A 17,594-nucleotide genomic window follows, 5' to 3' on the forward strand; every position below is an offset into this window, starting at 1 on the left:
CAAGGTTCGTCATTGCGAGCGTAGCGAAGCAATCCAGGGCAGTCTTGAACCGCCCTGGATTGCTTCGCTGCGCTCGCAATGACGAGGTGTTGTCAGGGCCGGTGCGGCGTGGTGGCGGCGGGGTCGCGAAGGAACACCAGCGTGCCGCCCAGTACGATGGCTCCGGCCAGCGTGAGCGGCAAAGCCAGCCCGCCGTGCATAAGCAGCAGCGCGCCGACCGCCGCGCCCGCGAAGATCGAGAGCACCGCGCCGAAGCGGCGGGCGAAGTTGGGGGTGCGCCCGCCGACCTGATCGGCCGCGATGCCGGTGATGGTCAGGGTCAGCACGGTGGTCGTCAGGTCCGGCACCTTGAGCTGGCGCACGGTGGCGTTGCGCAGGCCCATCGCGAAGCCGGTCAGGGCGATCACCGCCATCACGCCCGCTTTGGGTGCCTGCGCGGCAACGTCGATGTCGAGCGCGATCAGCGCCGCGATCCACAGCAGCGCGGCCTCGGCGACGGCGGCCCACATCAGCCAGCGGCCGAGCGCTCGCTCGACATGCGCGCGGGCGAGGTGCCCGGCGCCCCAGGCCCCCGCCATGAACGCGAGAAGCGCGAGCACCGAGGGGATCACCTTGAACCCCGGCGTCCCCGCAGCGGCAAAGCCGAGGAACACCACATTGCCGGTCATGTTGGCGGTGAAGACCTTGCCCAGCCCCAGCACCGAGGCTGCGTCGACAAGGCCGGTCGTGGCCGAGAGCAGCAAGAGCAGGCATGGGAGCAGGGTGGACTTGGGGGGAACGGAAGCGGGGGGCGGGGTAGACATGATGCGATCTCCTGAGTGATGCGAAAGGGTCTACCGGGTGAAGACCTGTCGGTTTATCCGAATAAATTGGTTCGTTACGTTCGATGATCTGGAAAAGATCTCAGAACCGGAAATTGCTTTCGAGGCCCAGCATGTGGATGGTCTTGGTGGTGCCGGTGTCGCGGATGAAGGCCCCCGGCGCGAAGGCGGAGACCGACATCGACAGCTCCAGTTCCGCCGTCGCCTGCCAGGCCAGCGTGGCTTCTACTTCCTTGCCGATGAATCGGGCGCGACTGTCTCCGGCGGCGCGCACGAGGTTGCCGGGAATGTCGTAGATCCCGTCTTGCCGCGACTGGCGCCAGTAGGCCGCCGCCGCCACGCCCGCCGAGACCGTGGGCGCCAGTTGCAGCCCGATCGCCGGATGCAGGTTCATGATGTTGTACGGGCCGACCGGCGAGAGTTCGCCGAAGTACTTGCCCTTTGGAAACAGCGCGTTGAATGTGCCGAGCCGGGTGTCGGCGGGGTCATGGTCGCCGCTCACCACGTTGGCGCGCAAGGTCAGGTCGGGCGAGAGCGGCAGGTCGGGGAAAGCGCGGCCGAACTCGGTGCCCACCGTCCAGGCGGAAATCGAACCGCCTCCTGAACCCTTGGCAAAACGGCCGAACTGATAGGCGCCCTCAACGTTCCAGTGCCAGTCGCCGCGCTTCGCGTGCCAGCGTGCGCCGAGGGTGTGGCGCGTCTCGCCGCCTTGCCGCTCTCCCCAGCGCGCGGCGTCGTTGCGGTAGCCGAGATAATAGAGGTCCAGTTCGGGCATGGCTGCATAGGCGCCCCACAGTGCCTTCCGCGAGGAAGTGCGGTCGTCGAAGCTACCCTTGCCGGGCTGGACCGGGCGCACCGCCAGCAGGCTGACTTTCGCCGTTCCCACCGTCACGTTGGCGCGGAGCCCGTCGAAGGCCAGCGGCACGTTGGGGCCGTAGCGCGTGCCGACCAGCCGCTCGGTGCCGAGCGAGAGCATCTGCCGCCCGGCGCGCAGGGTGACGGGGCCGAGGTCGGCCTCGACGAAGCCCTGCAGCAGGTCGACGCCGGTCCCGTCCACCGGCCCGGGCGAGGGCGCGACACTGACCGAGGTGGCGAGGATCGGCTGGGCGAAGGCGCGCAGCTTGCCGACGTGGAGGTCCGCGTAAGGCAGCGCGCGCAGCCAGACATAGCTGTCGTTCGGCGCGTCGGCGCTGCCCCACAGGTTGTTTTCGTAGTTCTCGCTGCGGGCGCGCAGTTCGATGCCGGTGGAGAGCCAGATGTCGTCAGCCAGAGGGATGTACTTGAAAGGGCCGGTCCAGTGGTGATCGCGCTTTTCGGCGCTTTCGAGGTCGGACCAGTCCTCGTCGTAGCGGGTGATCGTGAGGGTCGGGGCCTCCCATGCCTCCTTCGGCGCGGCGAGGGCGGCATGGGGCAGCAGCGCGCCCACCGCCGTTGCCGCAAGCGAAGCGAGGCTGCAAAGCCTAGGCATCGCCCTGCCCCCTGCGCGCCAGCACCGCGACCAGCACGAAGCCGCCGACGAGGCCCATGTGCTCGAAGAAGGCGTTCATCGCGCCGAAGCGCTCCGGTCCTTCGGGCATGGTCCAGAAGGCGTTCGCCACCAGCGCGGCGAAGAACGTGAACACGCCGAGCATCCCCGCGCCCAGCCAGACCAGACGGCCCAAGAGGATCAGCAGCGGGCCGACCAGTTCGACCGCGATGGTCAGCGCCGCCCACAGCGCGGGCGGGGTCAGGCCGAAGTGGGCCTGCTCCGCCAGCGCCGAGGGCCAGTCGCCCAGCTTGGTCACGCCGCCTACGAGGTAGGCGCTCACCAGCGCGAGGCGGGCGAGGAAGGCGGTGGGAGTGAAGTCCAGCACTGCCCCGACGAATGAAGGCGTGCGGTTCATCGGGGGCAGGCTGGCCATGGCTCAGGCTCCCTGATGGATCTCGGCGACGTAGCCGCCGGGGAAGCGCACGATGGCGGTCTGGCGCTTGCCGACCTCGAAGGGCGCGACGAGGGTTTCGACGCCTGCCGCCGTGGCCTTCGCCAGCGTGGCGGAAAGGTCGCTCACCGCGTAGCCGGTCATGTCGCGGCCATAGGGCCAGGGCAGCTGCCCGTCCGAGACGAAGACCACCATCCTGCCGTAGCCGCTCTCGATCGAGACGCGGCGCACGGTCTTGCCGGGCTCGCCGATCTCGGCGCCGGAGGCGGCCTTGTCGTCGGCGATGATCTTGCCTTTGGCGTAGCCGGTCCAACTCTTGACGAAGGCGTCGGCGGCGTCGGGCGTCAGGTAGACGCGGTTTTCGGGCACGGTGGTCAGCGGCGCGTAGTTCGGCTTGGCGGTGTGCCAGTAGATCTGCATGTTCACGCCGCCCGGCCACTGGACCACGGAATCGCGGCCGATGGGATCGGGGAAGGTGGCGATGCGGCGTACCGCGCCGTGCTTCACGGCCGAGGCCACCGCCGCGTCGATGTCGGTGACGAGGTAGCCGGTCCGCTCGTCGCCGAAGGGATAGGGGATCGGCGTTTTGAAGCCGAACACCGAGACGGTGCCCGAAGGCGTCAGCACCAGCTGCGATTTGGTGAGGCTCTTGGTGGGCGTCACCTGGAATTCGCCCTGCTTGCTGGTGGTGCCGCCGAAAGTGGCGACGAAGCTGGAAACGAAGGTGTCGAACTGCTCCTGCGGCACGTAGACGTGGGTGGTGTCGTACTGCGGGCCGACCGAATAGTCGGCGGTCTCGGCAGCATGGGCCGGGGCCGCAGTGAGGACGGCGGCGGCGATCAGGAAGGTGAAGCGCTTCATCGGGGATGCTCCTTTTTCGATACGAGTTTCCCCACCCCGCTCGTCCTGAGCTTGTCGAAGGACGCGGGCGCTGCGCTGTGGTCCTTCGACAAGCTCAGGACGAGCGGAGGTGGGTGTATTCGTCATCGCGAGGCCCGAAGGGCCGTGGCGATCCAGAGGTCGGGGCGCTGCTCTGGATTGCTTCGCCACGCTCGCAATGACGGGGGGTAGGTATATTCGCAGCGTTACGTCATACCGCCCAGCAGCCGCAGCCGAGCGATCCCCAGAACGTCTGGACATCGGCGGCGGGGACGTTGGCCCCGAGCGCAGCCGCATGGTCGTGGCCGTGGACGCCGCAGGAACTGGCGCAGCCGCAGGCCGAGGCCAGCTTCTGCTTCGCTTCGGGCGTCTGGTAATAGCCGCCGAAGGTGGCGACCGGCGACCAGTCCGGCATCGGACGCGGCAGCTGCGGCGCGAGCGGGGCGAAGTCGCCGTCGCCGTGAACCACCTTGCCGCCCAGCATCGTCAGGATCGAGCGGATGTGGACGATCTGGTTGTCCGGCACGGCGAAGTAGTCGTCCGAGAGCAGTGCGAGGTCGGCCAGCTGGCCTGCCTTGATCTGGCCCTTCTTGCCCACTTCGGTGGAGAACCAGGTGTTCTCGTGCGTCCACATGCGCAGCGCCTTCTCGCGGCTGACGCGGTTGTCGCCGCGATAGAGCGAAAGGCCGCCCACGGTGCGCCCCGTCACTAGCCACGAGAGCGAAACCCACGGGTTGTAGCTGGCGACGCGGGTGGCGTCGGTGCCTGCGCCCACCGGGATGCCGGCGGCGATCATGCGGGCGATCGGCGGGGTGCGCTCGGCCGCCTTGGCGCCGTAGCGTTCGACGAAGTATTCGCCCTGATAGGCCATGCGGTGCTGGACGGCGATGCCGCCGCCGAGCGCCGCGATGCGGTCGATATTGCGGTCGCTGATGGTTTCGGCGTGGTCGAAGAACCAGTTGATGCCCTGCAGCGGGATATCGGCGTTGACCTTCTCGTAGACGTCGAGCGCGCGGCCGATCGTCTCGTCATAGGTCGCGTGGAGGCGCCAAGGCCAGCGGTTTTCCGCCAGCAGGCGGATGACGGGTTCGAGGTCGCCCTCCATGCTCGGCGCCATGTCCGGGCGGGGCTGGCGGAAGTCCTCGAAGTCGGCGGCGGAATAGACGAGCATCTCGCCCGCGCCGTTGTGGCGATAGGTGTCGTCGCCCTGGCCCGGCGTGACCTGCTTGGCCCACCCGGCGAAGTCGGCGAGTTCCTCCTTCGGCTTCTGGGTGAACAGGTTGTAGCTGATGCGGACGGTCAGTTGGTCGTCCTGATGCAGCTTCTCGATGATGTCGTAGTCGTCGGGATAGTTCTGGAAGCCGCCGCCCGCGTCGATCACGCCGGTGACGCCCAGCGCGTTGACCTCGCGCATGAAGTGGCGGGTGGAATTGAGCTGGTATTCGGGCGGCAGCTTGGGGCCCTTGGCCAGCGTCGAATAGAGGATCGTCGCATTGGGCTGGGCCAGCAGCAGGCCGGTGGGATTACCCTGGCTGTCGCGCATGATCTCGCCGCCCGGCGGGTTCGGCGTGTCCTTGGTGTAGCCCACCACGCGAAGGGCAGCGGCGTTGAGCAGCGCGCGGTCGTAGAGGTGGAGGATGAACACCGGCGTGTCAGGGGCGACGGCGTTGAGTTCCTGGATCGTGGGCAGGCGCTTTTCGGCGAACTGGTGCTCGGTGAAGCCGCCGACCACGCGCACCCACTGCGGGGCGGGGGTGTTGTCGACTTGCTTCTTGAGCATCGCCATCGCTTCGGACAGGCTAGTCACGCCGTCCCAGCGCAGCTCCATGTTGAAGTTGAGGCCGCCGCGGATGATGTGCATGTGGCTGTCGATCAGGCCGGGGATCAGGCGGTGGCCCTTCGCGTCGATCACCGTGGCTTTGGGCGCGGCGGCGCGCACTTCGGCCTCGCTGCCGACCGCGAGGAACTTGCCGTCGCGGATAGCCACCGCTTGCGCCTGCGGGTTCTCACGGTCGAGGGTTGTCACCTTGGCGTTGATGATGATCGTGTCGGTCATGCTCGTATCCTTGGTTCGACCCGCTCGGGCCGCGAGAGTTTGAGGCAGGAGCGACGCGGCGGCGGCTCCCAGAAACGTGTGGCGACGCGAGATCATGCGTCGTGCTTATCGGCGTCGCCCGGCAGGCGGCCGAGGACGTGATCGCGGCACTCGGTCATGACGAACTGCGCGACGTTGTTTTTCGTCACGAACCGGCTCGCCAGCGGCACGATCTGCTCGCCGAGCAGGATTCCCAGCAGGCCGACCAGCGCGATCATCGGCGGCGCGGGCGAACGGACGCCGAGGAGACTGTAGACGACACCCACCAGCAACCCGGCGGCGATGGAGAGAAGGTAGGCTTTCATCGGGAGTCTCCTTTTCCCCACAGTTCGTCATTGCGAGGGCCGAAGGCCCGCGGCAATCCAGCGCTGCGTGGGTCGCCCTGGGTTGCTTCGCTTCGCTCACAATGACGAACGGGGAGATATCAGCCCTGCACGAAGGCGAGCAGATCGGGGTTGATGGTCTCGGCGTTCACCGTGAGCATGCCGTGCGAGAAGCCCTCGTAGATCTTGAGCGTCGCGTTCGGCAGGATCTCGGCCTGCAGCACACCAGCGTTTTTGTAGGGCACGACTTGGTCGTCATCACCGTGCAGGACGAAGGTGGGGACGGTGATCGCCTTCAGGTCTTCGGTCTGGTCGGTTTCGGAGAAGGCCTTGATGCCGTCGTAATGGGCCTTGGCGCTGCCCATCATGCCCTGGCGGCACCAGTTGTCGATGACGGCTGGCTTCACTTCGGCGCCTTCGCGGTTGAAGCCGTAGAAGGGACCGGCTGCGACATCGCGGAAGAACTGCGCGCGATTGGCGGCAAGACCGGCGCGCAGGCCGTCGAACACCTCGATTGGCAACCCGCCCGGGTAGGCTTCGGTCTTGAGCATGATCGGCGGCACGGCGCTGACCAGCACGGCCTTGGCGACGCGGCCCTGCGGGATGCCGTAGCGCGCGACGTAGGCGGCCACTTCGCCGCCGCCGGTCGAGTGACCGATGTGGACGGCGTTCCGAAGGTCGAGGTGTTCCATCACCGCGGCGGCGTCGGCGGCGTAGTGGTCCATGTCGTGCCCCTCGCTGACCTGTGCGGAGCGGCCATGGCCACGGCGGTCATGGGCGACGACGCGGAAGCCCTTGGACAGGAAGTACAGCATCTGCGCATCCCAGTCGTCCGACGAGAGCGGCCAGCCGTGGTGGAAGACGATAGGCTGCGCGTCCTTCGCGCCCCAGTCCTTGTAGAAGATCTCGACGCCGTCAGTGGTGGTTACGTAGGCCATGATGCTGATCCTTCGGGTGAGAATTGGGCTTTGTACTGCGGGGGCTTCGACAAGCTCAGCCTGAGCGGGAACAGGACTGTACTATGAAACCGCTCAGGCTGAGCTTGTCCAAGCCCCCTCCTGAAGAGGGGGTGGAACCGGCGGCCCGATGAGGGTCGGGGGGTGATAAGCCGCCGGTTCCGAGCTTAAATTCAGTGACCGCCTTCGGACGCGCCGAACATGGACTTGGCGTACTTGATGCCCAGGCCGTAAGCGCCGCCCCAGACCTTGGCGATGCCGGTGGTGCTGTCGTACGTCTCGGTACGCGCCCAGTCGCGCTGCAGTTCGAGCAGATACTGCAGCGAGGTCATCGGCACGGCGCCAAGCTGGATCATGCGCTGCACGGCGCGCTCATGCGCTTCTTCCGAGATGTCGCCGCAGGCGTCGGTGATGACGTAGGCTTCGAAGCCCTGCTCGATCGCCGATGCCACCGGGCCGACGATGCACACCGAGGTCCAGAGCCCCGCGAAGACGATGCGCTGCTTGCCGATGCGGTTGATCTCGCAGATCACCGCTTCGTCTTCCCAGGTGTTCATGCTGGTGCGGTCGAGCAGTTCCTGGCCGGGGAAGGCGTCGGTGATCTCGTCGAACATCGGGCCGGAGAAGCTCTTCTCGGCGACGGTGGTGAGGATGGTGGGAACGTTGAACGACTTGGCCCCGCGCGAGATCAGCGCCGCGTTGTTGCGCAGCAGTTCGGGCGCGATCGACTTGGTCGCGAAGCTCATCTGCGACTGGAAATCGATCAGGACGAGCGCGTGATTGTCGGGCGAGATCAGCGACTTTCCGGGGGTGGCTGTGGCGGTGATCGTCATTGGTAAGTCCTCCTGTTGCTGGGCGTCCTTGCCCGTCGAGATGCATTCTGAAGCCAAGCCATGTTTTCAGAAAGGCGTATAAAATCGATCCAAGTTTTCGATAGAATTGAAAAGTGGAAATGGATCAGGTCGGTTATGGCCGGCTTGGGAAAGGCTTATGGGCGGAACCGCCGCGGGTCGAAATCAACCCTTCGTATTACACCCTATCGAGGGGATAGCTTCGGTTCGGCGGTCGGTCGCTGCGACGCCTGATTACAATTTCTCACGATTTGCGGATGGGCTGCGTGCGATCGTCGTCGTAGCCGGATGGCATGACATTCGCGTCTCCCATCCCGCTCCGTCACCGCGCATTCGGCGCCCTCCTGACCTCCGCCGCGATCATGGCGCCGCAGGGAGCCGAGGCGCAGCAGCAGGCTGCTCAGACGGGCGGGGGAGCGCCGGCTCAGGTGAGTTCCGGCGACGGGGATGACATCGTCGTTACCGGCCAAGCCCTGCCGGGCGCTGTGATCGGCGACATTCCGCCGGAGAACAAGCTGGGCCAGGCCGAGATCGCCTCCTACGGGGTCGATTCCATCGCCGAACTGCTCGACGAACTGGCCGACCAGACCACCAGCATCGCCGGGCGCGATGCCTCGAGCGGGCCGGTGGTGCTGGTCAACGGCAAGCGCGTTTCGGGCGTCAACGAAGTCGGTGACCTGCCGGTGGAATCCGTGCTGCGCGTGGATATCCTGCCCGAGGAAGTCGCGATCAAATACGGCTACGACGCGCAGTCCAAGGTCGTGAACATCATCCTCAAGCGGCGCTTCCAGTCCAAGGTCGTGAACCTGGGCGGCGGCATGTCGGGCGAGGGCGGCGGCGGGCAGGGCACGGGGGCCTTCACCTATACCAAGATCCGTGACAACGACCGCCTCAACATCACCGGCAAGGCCACCAGCCAGGCCGCGATCCGCGAAAGCGACCGCGACATCACCGCCGATCCGGACAGCACTGTCACCCCCGTCGATTCCATTCCGGGCGAGAGCGACTACCGCACTGTCCAGGCATCCACCCGCAGCTATGCGCTGGGCGCCAGCCTTGCACACCAGTTGAGTTCGAACGCGACCGCCTCGTTCAACGTCAAGGGCACGTACCAGACCAGCCGCTCGCTCGACGGGCTGGCGACCGGGGAGCTGACGGTCCCGGCGGACAGCCCCTATGCGGACGGCACCGAGAACACGTTCACCCGCTATCTGTCGCAGGACCCGCTGCGCAAGGCGGTGAATAGCGGCGGTGTCTCGGCGGGCGGCACGGTCAACGTCGATCTTTCGACCCGCTGGAAGCTCTCGGTGATCGGCAGCTACGCGCATTCGGAATCGGAGACGCGGGCCGACAACGGCTATGACGTGACGAGCCTGCAGGACGCGCTCGATGCGGGAAGCGCGGGCGTCGATCCCTATGGCACGCTTTCGCCCGCGCTGCTGGGGAACATGATCGCCAATCGCGCGAAGTCGAACTCCGACACCGGCAGCGCCAGCATGCTCGTCTCGGGCAAGGTGCTGCCGCTGCCTGCGGGCGATCTCGGCGTCAGCCTGAAACTGGGCGGCGACTTCACCGCGCAGTCCTCCACCAGCGTGCGGGACGGCATGGCGAGCAGCGGCGATGCCGACCGCACCAACGGCAGCGCGCGCCTGAGCGTCGACATTCCGCTCACCAGCCGCAGCAGGGGCGTGCTCGGCGCGATCGGGACGCTCAGCGTCAACCTCAATGCGGGGGTGACGCAAGTGTCCGACTACGGCAGCCTTGCGACTTTCGGCTATGGCCTCAACTGGCGCCCGCGTGACGGGATCACGGTGATCGCGGCGATGAACCAGGACCGCAGCGCGCCCACCGTCGCCAATCTTGGCGATCCGACGGTGACCACCAGCAACCAGCGCATCTACGACTACGTGACCGGCCAGACCGTGCTGGTGACCGCGATCACCGGCGGCAACCCGAACCTCAAGGCCGACGACCGTCGCAGTTTCAAGCTGGGGCTCAACGCGCAAGTGATGAGCACGCCCAAGCTCAATTTCAGCGCCACTTACGTCAACAGCCGCAACCGCAACGCGGTGCTATCGCTGGGCGGCGTGACGCAGGCGGTCGAGGACGCCTATCCCGATCGCTTCATCCGCGACGAGGACGGCAATCTGCTCTCGGTCGATGCGCGGCCGGTCAACGTCTACCGCCAGCGCAGCGAGCAGGTGCGCTGGGGCTTCAACCTTTCGGCGCAGCTGCGCAAGCCTACGCGTCCGCCGCGCCCGCCTGCGGGTACGTGGGGCAGGCGAGGGCCGGGCGGCCGGGCCGAAACCGGCGGAGAGACACCGCCCGCACCGCCCGCCGGCGAGGAGCGTCCGGCCGATGGGCACAGCCCCGAAGACGGCACCGGCAACGAAATCACCGTCAACGGCGATCGGGAGCGCGGCGCCGAGATTCCGGGCTTCGGCCGACCGCCGGGCGATCGGGGCTTCGACGAGGGCAGGGGACCGCCCGATGGCATGGGGCCGCCGCCTGACGGCATGGGGCCTCCCCCGGGAGAAGGTCCCGGCGGCGGTCCGGGCGGCTTCGGAGGTGGTCCGCGCGGTCCCGGCGGCAGGGGCTTCGGCGGAGGCGGCGACAACGGCGTGCGTCTGCTCGCCTCGCTCTACCACACCTGGGTGCTGCGTCAGGACGTCCAGCTGGCCGAGGGCGGGCCGACGATCGACCTGCTTGACGGCGGCACGATCACCGGCTCGTCCACGCCGCGTCACAAGGTGCAGGGCAGCCTCGGCCTGATCGACAACGGCCTCGGCCTGCGTCTGGAGGGCAACTGGCAGAGTTCGGCGGACGTCACCGGCAGCACCTCGGCCTCGGGCAACCTGCATTTCGCCTCGCTGGCGACGGTGGACCTGCGTGTGTTCGCCAATCTCCAGAACCGCTTCCGGGGTAAGGACTGGGCACGGGGCACGCGGGTGAGCCTGTCGGTGGAGAACCTCTTCAACCAGCGCCAGAAGGTCACCGACGACACCGGCGCGACGCCTTACGCCTACCAGCGCGATTATCTCGATCCGATGGGCCGGACGGTCCTGTTGTCGCTGCGGCGCATCTTCTGAGAGATGGGCTTGACAGATATTCTCAATCAAATAACTTGAGAATATCTCAGATCGTCATCTCGTCGCAGTCGCGCGGCTGGATTTCGATCGAAAATATGCGAAAGGAGGCTCGGATGACCACATCCCGCAACGATTTCCATGTTTTCCGTCGCGGTCTCGAATGGGCCGTCAGCCTGCACGGGGTCGCTCTCGACGTCTTCGCCAGCCAGAAGGCCGCGCTCAACCGCGCGATCGACGCCGCGCACCAGATCGGCATGCAGGGCAGCGAGGCGCAGGTCCTTCTGATCGAAAACAATAGTTCGCCCCGGCCGCAGTGGGTCTTCGGCCATCATCCCTATCCGCCGACGGCCTGATCCATAAGGCCCGCCGCGCCTGAACTAGCCGACACCAGATAGGCGTGGCAGGCTCGGGGCAGTTCCCGGCGCAGACTGGCGAAGGCGTCTTCGGAGCCTTCCGCCTCCATCACCACGCGCACCGAACCGCCCAGCAGCGCGGCGAGCATGAATGCGGCTGCGCCCGGGTCCGCGAACATCGCGCCGGGAGCGGCGGCCAGCAGGTCCTCGATCATCCCCGTCATGCATGTCGCGGCTCTTTTCATGTGCTGCGACATGTCGAACTCGGCCGCTATGCCGTAGATGGCGCGGGATGCGACCCGGTCCGCCATCTTGGCATCGAGCCAGGCGATGGCGAGGCCGTTGGCGATCGTCTCCAGGTCGCTTCCGGCAAGGCGCTCGGCCGCGTCCCGCATCGCGCTCTCGATCATCGCGAACTGGCGCTCGACGAGGGCGAACAGCAGCGCCTGCTTATGCGGGTAATACTGGTACATCGTGCCCACCGACACCCCGGCGCGCTCGGCGACCCGCGTGGTCGTCAGCCGCCCGACTCCGTCCGCCAGCAAAACCTGAATGGTGGCGACGTGGATCGCCTCGATCGTCACGGCAGAGCGCGCCTGTTGCGGGGTTTTCCGGGGCTTGAGAAGGTCGGGTGCGGGACGGTTCATATGCGAATTCCGAAACTGAAGGATCGTTCATATCTTGGGGTCTCCCAACCGTCCCCGCAAGGAGCTTCATGATGAACCGAGTTCTCGTTACCGGCAGTTCGACCGGGTTCGGCCGCGACATTGCCGAGTATTTCCACGCAGAGGGCTGGCATGTCGCCGCGACCATGCGCAATCCCGCCGCCAGCACCCTGCCGGTGTCCGAGAGGATGCAGGTGCTGGCGCTCGACGTCACCGATCCGGCCAGCATCGCCGATGCCGTCGCGCAGGCCGGGCCGATCGACGTGCTCGTCAACAACGCGGGCATAGGCTGGCTCAATGCGCTCGAGGGCACGTCGCTGGATACGGTGCGCGGCATCTTCGAGACCAACCTGTTCGGCGCGATCGCGATGATGCAGGCGGTCCTGCCCGGCATGCGCGAGCGGCGCTCCGGCATGATCGTCAACGTCAGTTCCAGTTCGCTCTACAAACCTCTGCCGCTGCTTTCGGTCTACCGCGCGAGCAAGGCGGCGATGAATGCGCTGACGGAATCGGTCGCGCTCGAACTGGCGCAGTTCGGGATCAAGGCCCGGACCGTCATGCCCGGCATGGCCCCCTCGACCGCCTTCGCGGCGACGGCGCAGGAGCAGATCGCCGCAGCGGGCGGCTTTCCCGAGGCTTACGCGCCATTCGCGGGCGAGACGCTGGCGATGATGCAGAGCGCGGGGCAAGGCCCGGTCACCACGGCGCGGGACGTGGCGGAGGCGGTCTACCGCGCCGCGACCGATGCGGATTGCCCTTTGGTGCTGCCGGCGGGCGCCGATGCCTTGGCTTGGGCGAACGGGGAATAGGCGAATCGGGCGGGAGCGGGCATTCTCCAAGTTGCTTCACCCAGATTTGAAGCAGATTTGAAAATGCCGTTTTCCTAGGCATTCGGTGCCTTGCCAGTCGGCCCCGGTTGGCGTACCGGGGCGCCATCAGCCACTAGGCCGGTCAACGATACCTGTCATGGTGGCTCCCGCCCACTCCATGACGTAGGGATCACGATGAGCCTATACCTAGATTACCTCGCCGAAATCGAAAGCAGGAAAAATCAGGGGCTCGCGCCCAAGCCGATCGACGACGGCGCGCTCATCGCGGAAATCATCACCCTCATCGAGGATACCGGCAGCGAATACCGCGCCGACGCTCTCAAGTTCTTCATCTACAACACGCTTCCCGGCACCACCAGCGCGGCCGGCGTGAAGGCGGCGTTCCTCAAGAAGATCATCCTCGGCGAAGCCACCGTCGCCGAAATCACCCCGGCCTTCGCGCTCGAACTGCTCTCGCACATGAAGGGCGGTCCTTCGATCTCGGTGCTGCTCGACATCGCGCTCGGCGATGACGCGGCCATCGCCGCCGAGGCGGGCGAAGTGCTCAAGACCCAGGTGTTCCTCTACGACGCGGACATGTTCCGCCTGCGCGACGCGCTTCTGGCGGGCAACGCCGTGGCGAAGGGCGTGCTGGAAAGCTACGCCAAGGCCGAATTCTTCACCAAGCTGCCCGACGTCGAGGACGAGATCGAAGTCGTCACCTTCATCGCCGGTGAAGGCGACATCTCGACCGACCTGCTCTCGCCGGGCAACCAGGCGCACTCGCGTTCGGACCGCGAACTGCACGGCCAGTGCATGATCTCGCCCGAAGGCCAGCAGGCGATCGTGGCGCTCAAGACCGCGCACCCGGGCAAGCGCGTGATGATGATCGCCGAGAAGGGCACGATGGGCGTCGGCTCCTCGCGCATGTCGGGCGTCAACAACGTGGCGCTGTGGACCGGCAAGCAGTCCAGCCCCTACGTTCCCTTCGTGAACTACGCCCCCGTTGTCGCGGGCACCAACGGCATCTCGCCGATCTTCGCGACCACCGTGGACGTGACCGGCGGTATCGGCATCAACCTCAAGAACTGGGTCAAGCAGATCGGCGAGGACGGCAAGCCGATCCTCAACAACGACGGCAACCCGGTGCTTGAAGAGAAGTTCTCGGTCGAGACCGGCACGATCCTCAAGATCGACGTCAAGAACAAGAAGCTGACCGACGAAGCCGGCAACGAACTGGTCGACGTCGCCGCCGCCTTCACCCCGCAGAAGATGGAGTTCATGAAGGCGGGCAGCTCCTACGCCATCGTCTTCGGCAAGAAGCTCCAGACCTTCGCGGCCGAGACGCTGGGCGTCGAGGCACCCACCGTGTTCGCGCCGAACAAGGAACTCACCGTCGAGGGCCAGGGCCTGACCGCCGTTGAGAAGATCTTCAACCGCAACGCCGTGGGTGTGACCCCGGGCAAGGTGCTGCACGCCGGTTCGGACGTGCGCGTCAAGGTGAACATCGTCGGTTCGCAGGACACCACCGGCCTGATGACCGCGCAGGAACTGGAAGCGATGGCGGCCACCGTCATCTCGCCGCTGGTCGACGGTGCCTACCAGTCGGGCTGCCACACCGCTTCGGTGTGGGACAAGAAGGCCCAGGTGAACATCCCGAAGCTCATGTCCTTCATGAACAACTTCGGCCTGATCACCGCGCGCGATCCCAAGGGCGTGTATCACGCGATGACCGACGTGATCCACAAGGTGCTCAACGACATCACCGTGGACGACTGGGCGATCATCATCGGCGGCGACAGCCACACCCGCATGTCGAAGGGCGTCGCCTTCGGTGCGGACTCGGGCACCGTCGCGCTGGCGCTGGCCACCGGTGAGGCGACCATGCCGATCCCGCAGTCGGTCAAGGTGACCTTCAAGGGCAAGATGCAGCCCCACATGGACTTCCGCGACGTCGTCCATGCTACCCAGCAGCAGATGCTGGCACAGTGCGCGGGCGAGAACGTGTTCCAGGGCCGCATCATCGAAGTCCACATCGGCACGCTGCTGGCCGACCAGGCCTTCACCTTCACCGACTGGACCGCAGAGATGAAGGCCAAGGCCTCGATCTGCATCTCGGACGACGAGACCCTGATCGGCTCGCTGGAAATCGCCAAGTCGCGCATCCAGATCATGATCGACAAGGGCATGGAGAACGCGGCAGGCACCCTTGCGGGCCTGATCGCCAAGGCCGACGCCCGCATCGCGGAGATCCGCTCGGGCGAGAAGCCGGCGCTGTCGCCGGACGCTTCGGCCAAGTATTTCGCCGAGGTGGTCGTGGACCTCGACATCATCGATGAACCGATGATCGCCGACCCGGACGTCAACAACCCGGACGTCTCCAAGCGCTACACCCACGACACGATCCGCCCGGTCTCGTACTACGGCGGCACCAAGAAGGTGGACCTCGGCTTCGTCGGCTCGTGCATGGTGCACAAGGGCGACATGAAGATCATCGCCCAGATGCTCAAGAACATCGAGAAGACCGAGGGCAAGGTCGAATTCAAGGCGCCGCTCGTCGTCGCCCCGCCGACCTACAACATCGTCGACGAACTCAAGGCCGAGGGCGACTGGGAAATCCTCCAGAAGTACTCGGGCTTCGAATTCGACGACATCAACCCGAAGACCGCCAACCGCACCGAGTACGAGAACATCCTTTATCTCGAGCGTCCGGGCTGCAACCTGTGCATGGGCAACCAGGAGAAGGCCGCGAAGGGCGACACCGTCCTCGCCACTTCGACCCGCCTGTTCCAGGGCCGCGTCGTCGAGGACACCGCAGAGAAGAAGGGCGAATCGCTGCTCGCCTCGACCCCGGTGGTCGTGCTCTCGACCATCCTCGGCCGTACGCCGAGCGCGGACGAGTACAAGGCGGCCGTCGAAGGCATCGACCTGACCAAGTTCGCGCCGCAGCAGGCCGCAACCGCCGCCTGACCGGAACGGACCGGTTGAGAAAATGGCGGCGTATGCACTCTGCATGCGCCGCCATTTTCATTTTGAGGCGAACTTTCTCGAGCGATCGTCTCAGGCAGCGTCGACGAGGACGATTTCGCTGTCTTCGATGGCGGTGACACGAATTACGTCGATGTCACGGATTGCAGCGCCGTCGCGGGCATTGACGCGCACGTCCTCGATCTCCACCGCGCCGGTCGCAGGGACCAGATAGGCCTTGCGGTTGGCGCCGATCGGGTACTCGGCCGTCTCGCCAGCTTGCAGCGTCGCGGCGACGATACGTGCATCGGTGCGTATCGGCAGGGCGTCGCCGTCACCTTCGTAGCCCGAGGCCAGCGTCTCGAAGTGCCCGGCACGCTCACCCTTTGGGAAGGGTCTTGCGCCCCAGCTTGGGGCTTCGCCGTTGCGAGTGGGCAGGATCCAAATCTGGAAGATCTTCGTCGTCACGTCCTCGAGGTTGTATTCGGAGTGACGCACGCCGGTGCCCGCACTCATGACCTGGACGTCGCCCGCTTCGGTGCGACCCTTGTTGCCCAGGCTGTCCTCGTGAGTGATCGCGCCTTCGCGAACATAGGTGATGATTTCCATGTCGCGATGGGGGTGGGGCGGGAAGCCGGTCTTCGGCGCGATGGCGTCGTCGTTCCACACGCGCAGGTTCCCCCAGTGCATGCGGGCCGGATCGTGGTAGTCGGCGAAAGAAAAGTGATGCTTGGCGTCGAGCCAGCCATGATTGGCGCCGCCGAGGCTGTCGAAGGGACGCAGTTCGATCATCTTGGGTCTCCGGTAAAGCGGCGGTGAGTGAGAGGGGCCGCTTCGTTGAGCCTTTTGTATGGGTTGCGATCTTTTCCGTTCAGATAGATAAAACCCATCGTTCTTTTCGAGGAAATGGAAAAGTGAGTAATCCAGGCACGCCGACGCTCGATCAGTTGACGATCTTCCTGACCGTCGTGGAAGTCGGCAGTTTCGCGGGGGCGGGACGCAAGCTCAATCGCGCGGTCTCGGTTATCAGCTACGGGATCGCCAATCTGGAGGTGCAGCTTGGCGTCATGCTGTTCGAGCGCGAGGGCACCCGGCGGCCGCAACTGACCGAACAGGGCCGTGCGGTGCTGGCCGAAGCAAAGGCGATTTCGCAGGGTGTGGACGGGCTGCGCGCCAAGGTAAAGGGCATGCTCGACGGGCTCGAGGCGGAGGTGAACCTGGCGGTCGATGTCATGCTGCCTGCCGAGCGGGTCGGTCAGGTGTTGCGCGATTTCGCCGCGACCTTCCCCACGGTGCAGCTTCGTCTCCATGTCGAGGCGCTCGGCGCGGTTACCGCCCTGGTGTTGGACAAGGAGGCCGTGGTCGGGCTGTCCGGGCCATTGTCCGCCGGGGTCGAAGGCATCGACAGCCGCTCGGCAGGGTCTGTGCCGATGGTGCCTGTGGCGGCTCCCGACCATCCACTCGGTCGCATGATGGCAATCGCGCCGGGAGCAGGCCGGGACTATACGCAGCTGGTGCTGACGGACCGCTCCCGTTTCACCGAGGGCAGCGATTATTCGGTATTCAGTCCCAAGACCTGGCGCCTGGCCGACCTAGGCGCAAAGCACGCCCTGTTGCGGCAGGGAATAGGCTGGGGGAACATGCCGCTGCCGATGATCGAGGCCGATCTCGTAGCCGGGACGCTCGTGCGGCTGGCTATGCCGGACCATGTCGGAGGCACGTACCGCTTCTCGGGGATATGGCGGCGTGATACGCCACCAGGGCCAGCGGCGAGCTGGCTTCTGGACAGCTTCGTCACTCTTGGCCGGGATGACCGTGAAATGGAGGGATTGGGCGACCTCTGACGGACGCCTTCGTCAAGCCGGGT

Annotated in this window: 15 protein-coding genes; 5 read left to right on the forward strand and 10 right to left on the reverse strand. The window is 66.0% G+C overall.

Translation table 11 applies throughout. From position 1 onward, the window contains the following. Positions 1-92: 92 nt before the first annotated feature. From QRN25_RS22835 to QRN25_RS22870, 8 genes are all read right to left on the reverse strand, one after another. Positions 93-803 carry a YoaK family protein gene (locus tag QRN25_RS22835; protein WP_285021590.1) on the reverse strand — a complete coding sequence of 237 codons (711 nt, stop codon included), beginning with the start codon at positions 801-803 and terminating at the stop codon, positions 93-95. A 100-nt stretch (positions 804-903) separates the two neighbouring features. Beyond that, positions 904-2,289 carry an alginate export family protein gene (locus QRN25_RS22840; RefSeq protein ID WP_285021591.1) on the reverse strand — a complete coding sequence of 462 codons (1,386 nt, stop codon included), beginning with the start codon at positions 2,287-2,289 and terminating at the stop codon, positions 904-906. Then, positions 2,282-2,722, reverse strand: coding sequence for a DoxX family protein (locus tag QRN25_RS22845; RefSeq protein WP_285021593.1), 441 nt, complete (start codon positions 2,720-2,722; stop codon positions 2,282-2,284). Before QRN25_RS22845 ends, QRN25_RS22840 begins: the two co-directional genes overlap by 8 nt. A gap of 3 nt (positions 2,723-2,725) precedes the next feature. Beyond that, positions 2,726-3,601 carry a VOC family protein gene (locus QRN25_RS22850; RefSeq protein WP_285021594.1) on the reverse strand — a complete coding sequence of 292 codons (876 nt, stop codon included), beginning with the start codon at positions 3,599-3,601 and terminating at the stop codon, positions 2,726-2,728. A gap of 229 nt (positions 3,602-3,830) precedes the next feature. Next, positions 3,831-5,675 (reverse strand): amidohydrolase, encoded by a 1,845-nt coding sequence (locus tag QRN25_RS22855; RefSeq protein ID WP_285021596.1) that lies wholly within the window; start codon positions 5,673-5,675, stop codon positions 3,831-3,833. A gap of 92 nt (positions 5,676-5,767) precedes the next feature. Then, positions 5,768-6,019: a DUF1427 family protein gene (locus tag QRN25_RS22860; RefSeq protein ID WP_008831612.1), complete on the reverse strand. Its 252-nt coding sequence runs from the start codon at positions 6,017-6,019 to the stop codon at positions 5,768-5,770. Between the two features lie 119 nt (positions 6,020-6,138). Beyond that, positions 6,139-6,975 carry an alpha/beta fold hydrolase gene (locus QRN25_RS22865; RefSeq protein ID WP_285021598.1) on the reverse strand — a complete coding sequence of 279 codons (837 nt, stop codon included), beginning with the start codon at positions 6,973-6,975 and terminating at the stop codon, positions 6,139-6,141. Positions 6,976-7,166: 191 nt separating this feature from the next. Next, complete coding sequence (locus QRN25_RS22870) at positions 7,167-7,826, reverse strand: hydrolase (protein ID WP_285021600.1); 660 nt, start codon at positions 7,824-7,826, stop codon at positions 7,167-7,169. 311 nt (positions 7,827-8,137) lie between these two features. Here QRN25_RS22870 and QRN25_RS22875 point away from each other — a divergent pair, with 311 nt between their 5' ends. After that, the gene (locus tag QRN25_RS22875; RefSeq protein WP_285021602.1) at positions 8,138-10,933 is read left to right on the forward strand and encodes a TonB-dependent receptor; all 2,796 of its coding nucleotides are present in this window, start codon (positions 8,138-8,140) and stop codon (positions 10,931-10,933) included. A 113-nt stretch (positions 10,934-11,046) separates the two neighbouring features. Continuing rightward, positions 11,047-11,286 carry a hypothetical protein gene (locus tag QRN25_RS22880; protein WP_285021603.1) on the forward strand — a complete coding sequence of 80 codons (240 nt, stop codon included), beginning with the start codon at positions 11,047-11,049 and terminating at the stop codon, positions 11,284-11,286. Here the strand turns inward: QRN25_RS22880 and QRN25_RS22885 are convergent. Then, entirely contained in the window at positions 11,268-11,933 is a 666-nt protein-coding gene (locus QRN25_RS22885; protein ID WP_285021605.1) for a TetR/AcrR family transcriptional regulator, read from the reverse strand. The genes QRN25_RS22880 and QRN25_RS22885 overlap by 19 nt on opposite strands. Positions 11,934-12,004: 71 nt before the next feature. Between QRN25_RS22885 and QRN25_RS22890 the strand changes: the two genes are divergently transcribed. After that, complete coding sequence (locus QRN25_RS22890) at positions 12,005-12,760, forward strand: SDR family oxidoreductase (RefSeq protein WP_285021608.1); 756 nt, start codon at positions 12,005-12,007, stop codon at positions 12,758-12,760. 195 nt (positions 12,761-12,955) lie between these two features. After that, a complete protein-coding gene (locus QRN25_RS22895) occupies positions 12,956-15,730 on the forward strand; it encodes a bifunctional aconitate hydratase 2/2-methylisocitrate dehydratase (protein WP_285021609.1) in 2,775 nt (924 codons plus the stop codon). Between the two features lie 90 nt (positions 15,731-15,820). Here QRN25_RS22895 and QRN25_RS22900 read toward each other — a convergent pair whose 3' ends face one another. Then, positions 15,821-16,519, reverse strand: coding sequence for a pirin family protein (locus QRN25_RS22900; RefSeq protein ID WP_271184417.1), 699 nt, complete (start codon positions 16,517-16,519; stop codon positions 15,821-15,823). Between the two features lie 122 nt (positions 16,520-16,641). Here QRN25_RS22900 and QRN25_RS22905 point away from each other — a divergent pair, with 122 nt between their 5' ends. Next, a complete protein-coding gene (locus tag QRN25_RS22905; protein ID WP_285021612.1) occupies positions 16,642-17,571 on the forward strand; it encodes a LysR family transcriptional regulator in 930 nt (309 codons plus the stop codon). Positions 17,572-17,594: the final 23 nt, after the last annotated feature.

Origin of the sequence: Novosphingobium sp. fls2-241-R2A-195, from assembly GCF_030209485.1 — a bacterium.
GTDB classification, from domain to species: domain Bacteria; phylum Pseudomonadota; class Alphaproteobacteria; order Sphingomonadales; family Sphingomonadaceae; genus Novosphingobium; species Novosphingobium resinovorum.

Coding starts and splice junctions, on each gene's coding strand:
- QRN25_RS22890 (WP_285021608.1), top strand. CDS start 12,005: ATGAACCGAGTTCTCGTTACCGGCAGTTCGACCGGGTTCGGCCGCGAC.
- QRN25_RS22860 (WP_008831612.1), bottom strand. CDS start 6,019: ATGAAAGCCTACCTTCTCTCCATCGCCGCCGGGTTGCTGGTGGGTGTC.
- QRN25_RS22855 (WP_285021596.1), bottom strand. CDS start 5,675: ATGACCGACACGATCATCATCAACGCCAAGGTGACAACCCTCGACCGT.
- QRN25_RS22840 (WP_285021591.1), bottom strand. CDS start 2,289: ATGCCTAGGCTTTGCAGCCTCGCTTCGCTTGCGGCAACGGCGGTGGGC.
- QRN25_RS22870 (WP_285021600.1), bottom strand. CDS start 7,826: ATGACGATCACCGCCACAGCCACCCCCGGAAAGTCGCTGATCTCGCCC.
- QRN25_RS22900 (WP_271184417.1), bottom strand. CDS start 16,519: ATGATCGAACTGCGTCCCTTCGACAGCCTCGGCGGCGCCAATCATGGC.
- QRN25_RS22845 (WP_285021593.1), bottom strand. CDS start 2,722: ATGGCCAGCCTGCCCCCGATGAACCGCACGCCTTCATTCGTCGGGGCA.
- QRN25_RS22880 (WP_285021603.1), top strand. CDS start 11,047: ATGACCACATCCCGCAACGATTTCCATGTTTTCCGTCGCGGTCTCGAA.
- QRN25_RS22850 (WP_285021594.1), bottom strand. CDS start 3,601: ATGAAGCGCTTCACCTTCCTGATCGCCGCCGCCGTCCTCACTGCGGCC.
- QRN25_RS22835 (WP_285021590.1), bottom strand. CDS start 803: ATGTCTACCCCGCCCCCCGCTTCCGTTCCCCCCAAGTCCACCCTGCTC.
- QRN25_RS22895 (WP_285021609.1), top strand. CDS start 12,956: ATGAGCCTATACCTAGATTACCTCGCCGAAATCGAAAGCAGGAAAAAT.
- QRN25_RS22885 (WP_285021605.1), bottom strand. CDS start 11,933: ATGAACCGTCCCGCACCCGACCTTCTCAAGCCCCGGAAAACCCCGCAA.
- QRN25_RS22875 (WP_285021602.1), top strand. CDS start 8,138: ATGACATTCGCGTCTCCCATCCCGCTCCGTCACCGCGCATTCGGCGCC.
- QRN25_RS22865 (WP_285021598.1), bottom strand. CDS start 6,975: ATGGCCTACGTAACCACCACTGACGGCGTCGAGATCTTCTACAAGGAC.